The organism is Pedobacter sp. GW460-11-11-14-TSB4 (genome assembly GCF_059423705.1).
On sequence record NZ_JBWKYI010000059.1, the window covers coordinates 1 to 5,832 of the forward strand.

The 5,832-nt window shown below is 36.2% G+C and carries 5 protein-coding genes; 4 read left to right on the forward strand and 1 reads right to left on the reverse strand.

The genetic code is table 11. From position 1 onward, the window contains the following. Positions 1-73: 73 nt before the first annotated feature. The gene (locus AC07YT_RS24920) at positions 74-289 is read left to right on the forward strand and encodes a hypothetical protein (RefSeq protein WP_086545732.1); all 216 of its coding nucleotides are present in this window, start codon (positions 74-76) and stop codon (positions 287-289) included. Between the two features lie 29 nt (positions 290-318). On the opposite strand, the gene AC07YT_RS24925 is transcribed toward AC07YT_RS24920, so the two are convergent. Further along, positions 319-2,169 carry a PAS domain-containing sensor histidine kinase gene (locus AC07YT_RS24925; protein ID WP_086545733.1) on the reverse strand — a complete coding sequence of 617 codons (1,851 nt, stop codon included), beginning with the start codon at positions 2,167-2,169 and terminating at the stop codon, positions 319-321. 286 nt (positions 2,170-2,455) lie between these two features. On the opposite strand from AC07YT_RS24925, the gene AC07YT_RS24930 reads away from it, so the two are divergent. From AC07YT_RS24930 to mtaB, 3 genes are all read left to right on the forward strand, one after another. Beyond that, positions 2,456-3,085: a Crp/Fnr family transcriptional regulator gene (locus AC07YT_RS24930; RefSeq protein WP_086545734.1), complete on the forward strand. Its 630-nt coding sequence runs from the start codon at positions 2,456-2,458 to the stop codon at positions 3,083-3,085. Between the two features lie 463 nt (positions 3,086-3,548). After that, complete coding sequence (locus AC07YT_RS24935) at positions 3,549-4,118, forward strand: UbiX family flavin prenyltransferase (protein ID WP_086545735.1); 570 nt, start codon at positions 3,549-3,551, stop codon at positions 4,116-4,118. Positions 4,119-4,262: 144 nt separating this feature from the next. Continuing rightward, positions 4,263-5,585 carry a tRNA (N(6)-L-threonylcarbamoyladenosine(37)-C(2))-methylthiotransferase MtaB gene (gene mtaB, locus AC07YT_RS24940; RefSeq protein WP_086545736.1) on the forward strand — a complete coding sequence of 441 codons (1,323 nt, stop codon included), beginning with the start codon at positions 4,263-4,265 and terminating at the stop codon, positions 5,583-5,585. Positions 5,586-5,832: the final 247 nt, after the last annotated feature.

The following is a 5,832-nucleotide window of genomic DNA, read 5'->3' on the forward strand; positions in this document are numbered from 1 at the left end:
GAATTTATGTATTTTTAATTATACGTAAATTGACTATAATTGTCCATTATTTATAAAAAAAAAATACTCTGTAATGGGCGATATGAGGAAGGGTGAGGTTACTCAGATTGATTTTGAATACGGACATGGGATCATTATTGATGAAAATGGCCAGGATATTCACTTTCAGTTAGATAACGTATCTGGTCAAATTAATATTAATTCGAAAGTAATTTTTGAAATAGAATTAGGCGAGCATGGCCTAGCAGCTGTTAAAGTTAAGTTAGCAATGGCAGAAATCAGGGCTTAATTACTTCGCAATAAATTTATACGATATCATTAATCATTTGATATAGGTAGACTGAAATAAAATGTAGAACCTTCCCCAAATTTACTTTCTACCCAAATTTTTCCTTCATGCCTTTCTATTACTTCGGCACAAATGTACAGGCCTACTCCAAATCCTGCAATTGTTTTAGTGTCAGGACTCTCTACGCGATAAAAACGGTCAAAAAGTCTGGGGATATCATTTTCTTTAATGCCTATGCCTTCATCTTCCACACTAACAATTACATAACCTTTTTGTATTTCGCACTTTATGGCAATTAAAGATTCTTTTTTTGAGTATTTCGCTGCATTGCCAATCAGGTTATTGATCACATTGCCAATTTTTTCCATATCCGCATATACAATCATTTCTTCTGAGCCAATCACCTGGATAAAATGGCTGGGTAAAACAGTTCTATTTTCCTCAGCGATGGTTTTAATTAAATCAACAAGGTTAAAATTTGTCTTGTTTAATAAAATTTTGCCCGATTCTAATAAGGATACATTTAAAAAACCATCAATCATTAACGACATCCGCTTTAACTGAACATTTACCTTATCCAGTATCTGAATGGTAAAATCGTTATCGGTCTCTTTAAACTTATATTGTAAAAGTTGTATGTATGCGCTTAAGGATGTTAAGGGTGTTTTAAGCTCATGACTTACCATACCGATAAAGTCGTTTTTCCTAATTTCATCCTGTTTATGTTCTGTAATATCCAAAACGGCCCCGGCAATATAAACGGCTTTTCCTTCTTCATTGTAATAAGCTTTTCCCGCCGTTCTTAACCATTTGCTTTTTGCGCTTATGCCGTTCAGGTTAATTTGGTATTCGACATTAAAAGCACTCCGGAGATGTAATGCACGTCTGATACTGCTGGTAAGATGCCCGATGTCTTCCAGACTGATCAATGATTTGGCTTCTTCTATGCCCAGCCTGTTACTTTCCAGTTCATAAATTTGTTGCGCCCTTTCGGATAAAAGCACCTGTTTACTTTCCAGATCGATATTCCACGAACCCATTTCCGATGCATCCATAGCTATTTTTAGGATGTCTTTAGCTTTAAGTAGTTCTTTTTTGAAATTTACCTGCTCGGTAATATCCTTAATAATGACTAAAATCCGGGTTACTTCATTTTTGTCGTTTTTTAAGGGTTCATAAAATGCGATGAAATAGCCGTCAGAAACCGGTGTAGAAAGCTTTAATTCATTAAGCGTTAAAGGTTGTCCGTTTTTAAAAATATCTTTTACACGCTCTACAAGTGCCTGCTGTTTTTCGAGTTCTGGTCGTGCCTCTTCCTGCGGAATCCCGATTACTTCTTTTCTGCTTTTATTCCAAAGTTTTAAGATGTTATCGTTTGCATACTCTGTAATAAGCGACGGACCTTTTAATACACACATGCCCAAAGGGGCCTGTTCAAAAAATCCCCTAAAACGGGCTTCGCTTTCAGAAAGTTCGAATAAGATATGCTCAAGGTCGTTTTCATCTAATGGAATTTCCCTTAATGAACAAATGATGTATTCAACCGGACGATCGTTTTGTAATACCGGCGAAAATTCCAATTCCCATTTTACGTTTGGCGAATTAGAATAAATGGGATGAATAACCAGCGTGTGCTTTTCTTTAAGGTCGCTCACTTTCTGAACGGTTTTAACCAGGACTACCTTTTCATTATCAGACAGGAGGTTTGGGATAATGTTAATATCATAGAATTTTAATTTGCCACCCACACGCGCTATTAAAGCCTGGTAAGCATCATTATGTTCTACCACCACCAATATCGGTTTTACTTTAAAAATGATTATCGGGTTTTTAGAATGTTTTAACAGTGCTTTTAAGAATGGAGAGGCTAAATCTATCATAAATTTAAGTTGACACTTTCCCAAATATAATCGTTAGGCAGTTAATCGCCAACCGAATTCTAAAGATGGCATAATATTTATCATACAAAAAGGTATAACTTGTAAGTGGATTTCCTTTTTAATTGTTTGTAAGTTGCTGTATTTCAATGTTTAGTGATCTTATGCGATGTGTCTGGTCTGCTAAGCATAAAACATTTCAGACAGATAGGTGTTATAAAAAAAGGTAGATATTATTTCGTTTGTTGTTCAATAAATATTAGTAGCAGTTACACAATAGATAAAGATCATGAATCCCGAATACGACTATAATACCCAAGATAAGTGGTTGCCATTTAATGGTTTTTCGCCATTAATTACCGTTTTTAGATCATTTCATGATTTGACCCCGGACATGGAATTTATCATCAACAACGAAACTTTTCCGGTTACTTTTAAAAAAAACAAATTTATTTCTTCCCCGTTGCACCACGATAAATATGTGTACCTCATCCTTAACGGGATTACCAGGGGGTATATGAAAGATGAGGATAAAGAAATTACCACCTGGATTGCGAAAGAAAATGAATTGGTAGGAAATGTATGTAATGTTTGGAATAATAATGAAGCCATTGACGGGTATGTACAGGCTTTAGAAGACGTTGTGGCCATTGCCATTCCACATACCATGTCGAAACAACTATACTTAAATTACCACATAGCCAACTATATCGGCCGAAAAGTAACACAGCTTCACTATTTACAAGCTTGCGAAAGGGCGCTCATTTCGAGGTTACAATCCGCAGAAAAAAGGTATATCCGTTTTATTAAATCCTATCCAGAACTGGTAGATCGGGTTCCACTTAAATATATTGCCTCATTCTTATGTATGCGCCTGGAAACATTAAGCCGTGTACGATCGAAATTGGCTTTGGTGTAAGAAAATTTAAAGCCTGTAAAGATGATTAAGTTTTAAAAACCGTCTTGATATTTTTATGCAATCGATTTTATTTTATGTTAGATCAATATCAAAAAATTGTAAAGTTTAAAGCATAAAATGAAAAGCGAAAAGATGAATTAGGGCTTTACTTGGTGATTATGACTGATTTGTAAGACAATCTTAAGCTTTATTTTGTTAAAAATGGTGTCTTTTTAAGCAGAAAAAAAGTTTTTATACATTTTTTAAGAAAATTATTTATTTGGTAATCAGTATGTTACATTGTGTTTTTGAATTAAATATTCGATTTAAGCGATTTAACATTTCTCACTTACATTTTTTTAAAAATTTATATATATTTGTTCTTACCCTTTCGAGGGTATGTTTTTCATAGGTAGATGTAGGGTCAGAACAATGTTCTGGCCCTTTTTTGTTTTAATGGATTTAGAAAAACTATTTTTGTGTTATGATAAAAAAGAAAGTGATTGTTGCGGTTACTGGTGCAAGTGGTTCTATTTATGCAAAGGTTTTATTTGACCAGTTGTTAAAATTAAAAGATCAGATGGAGGCGGTTGGTGTAGTGATGAGCGATAATGCAAAAGCGGTTTGGCAATTCGAACTGGGGAACCAGGATTATAACCTTTTTAAAGACTTTACCTTTTATAACAAAAACGATTTTAATGCTCCTTTTGCCTCAGGATCGGCAAAATACGATACCATGATTATCATTCCCTGTTCTATGGGTACTTTGGGTAGGGTGGCACACGGCATATCGAACGATTTGATTTCGAGGGCTGCAGATGTGGTGTTAAAAGAACGGAGGAAATTAATAGCTGTAGTAAGAGATACCCCATTTAGCTTAATCCATATCAATAACATGAAAGCAGTAACTGAAGCGGGTGGAATCATTTGCCCCGCCAATCCATCTTTTTACAGTTTGCCTCAAACGATAGAAGAAGTTGCCGGAACGGTAATTAGCAGGGTGTTAGATCTGGCAGGTTTCGAACAGGAAAGTTACCGGTGGCAGGAGAAGTAATTTTCAGTTCGCAACGTTCAGTTTGCAATTCGAATTAACTGAAGGCTGAAAATTGCCAATTGTATTGTTATTTTACTGTAATTTGTCAGTTCTCAAAACTCAAAACCAACAACTCCGAACAAATTTCCTATCTTTGCAGCCTCAATGAAAAAGGTCGCATTTTATACATTAGGTTGTAAACTCAATTTCTCTGAAACATCCACCATCGGTCGTTTATTTACCGATGCAGGTTATGCCGTAGTAGAATTTCAGGACCAGGCCGATGTTTATGTAATCAATACCTGTTCTGTTACAGAGCATGCTGATAAAAAATGCCGTAAAGTTGTTAAGGAAGCTTTAAAATATTCTCCTAATGCTTTTGTAACCATTGTGGGCTGTTATGCGCAGCTAAAACCACAGGAAATTGCCGAAATAGAAGGCGTTGATATGGTTTTGGGTGCTGCAGAAAAATTCAGGATAGTAGAATATATTACCGATCTAACCAAGCAGCCGAAAACCCTTATCCATCAACAAAATATAGAGAAAGTAAATCATAATTTTATTGCCTCTTATTCAATTGGCGATAGAACACGTACTTTTTTGAAAGTGCAGGATGGTTGCGATTATCCTTGTACCTACTGTACCATTCCTTTAGCACGCGGTGCTAGCCGTAGCGATACCATCGAAAATGTGGTTAACCGTGCAAAAATGATTGCAGAAGGTGGTGTAAAGGAAATTGTTTTGACCGGTGTAAATCTTGGCGATTTCGGCATTAGAAATGGCCAGCGTGAAGATAAATTTTTCGACCTGGTTAAAGCTTTAGATGAGGTAGAAGGAATTGAAAGAATCCGTATTTCGTCTATTGAACCAAATCTTTTGAGCAATGAGATCATTCAGTTTGTATCTACTTCAAAAAGGTTTGTCCCGCATTTCCATATTCCCCTGCAATCGGGTTCTGATAAAATTTTGGGTTTAATGCGCCGTCGTTATCGTAGCGATTTGTATGTGGAGCGTGTTGCCAAAATTAAGGAGGTAATGCCGCATTGTTGTATTGGCGTAGATGTAATTGTTGGCTTCCCTGGTGAAACGAAAGAAGATTTCCTGGATACCTATCAGTTCTTAAATCAGCTTGATATTTCTTATCTGCACGTATTTACTTACTCGGAGCGCGAATTAACTGCTGCAGCCGAAATGAAAGGTGTTGTGGCTGGCAGCGAGCGTAATGAGCGCAGTAAAATGCTTCATATTTTATCTGATAAAAAACGCAGGGCTTTCTACGAATCTCAAATGGGTACTGAAGCTGAAGTGCTTTTCGAAGCGGATCAGAAATCGGGTTACATGCATGGTTTTACCAAAAACTATGTAAAAGTACGCGCCAAATACGATCCGGTAATGGTAAATGAATTGAAAGCGGTTAAGCTTTTAGAAATGACTGCCGATGGAGAAGTGGAAGTAGCTGAGCTGGAAACTGTTCACACACATCATTAGTTTAGTCCTTAGTCGGAAGTCCTCAGTCCGAAGTCTATAATACCATTGTCTGTCCATCCTGAGCGGAGTTGAAAGATCTTTGATGATGTAAGATGGGAAATGTAAGATGGATGATGGAATCGATATTACTTCTTCAAAATTTTCCCTAAGAACCACTGTAATAAGTTAAATAAACCTGTATTCTATGGTTTATGCAAATAAAAAGTTTTTTTTCTGAGAAGCATTACTTTAGATTTATGCAGCAGGC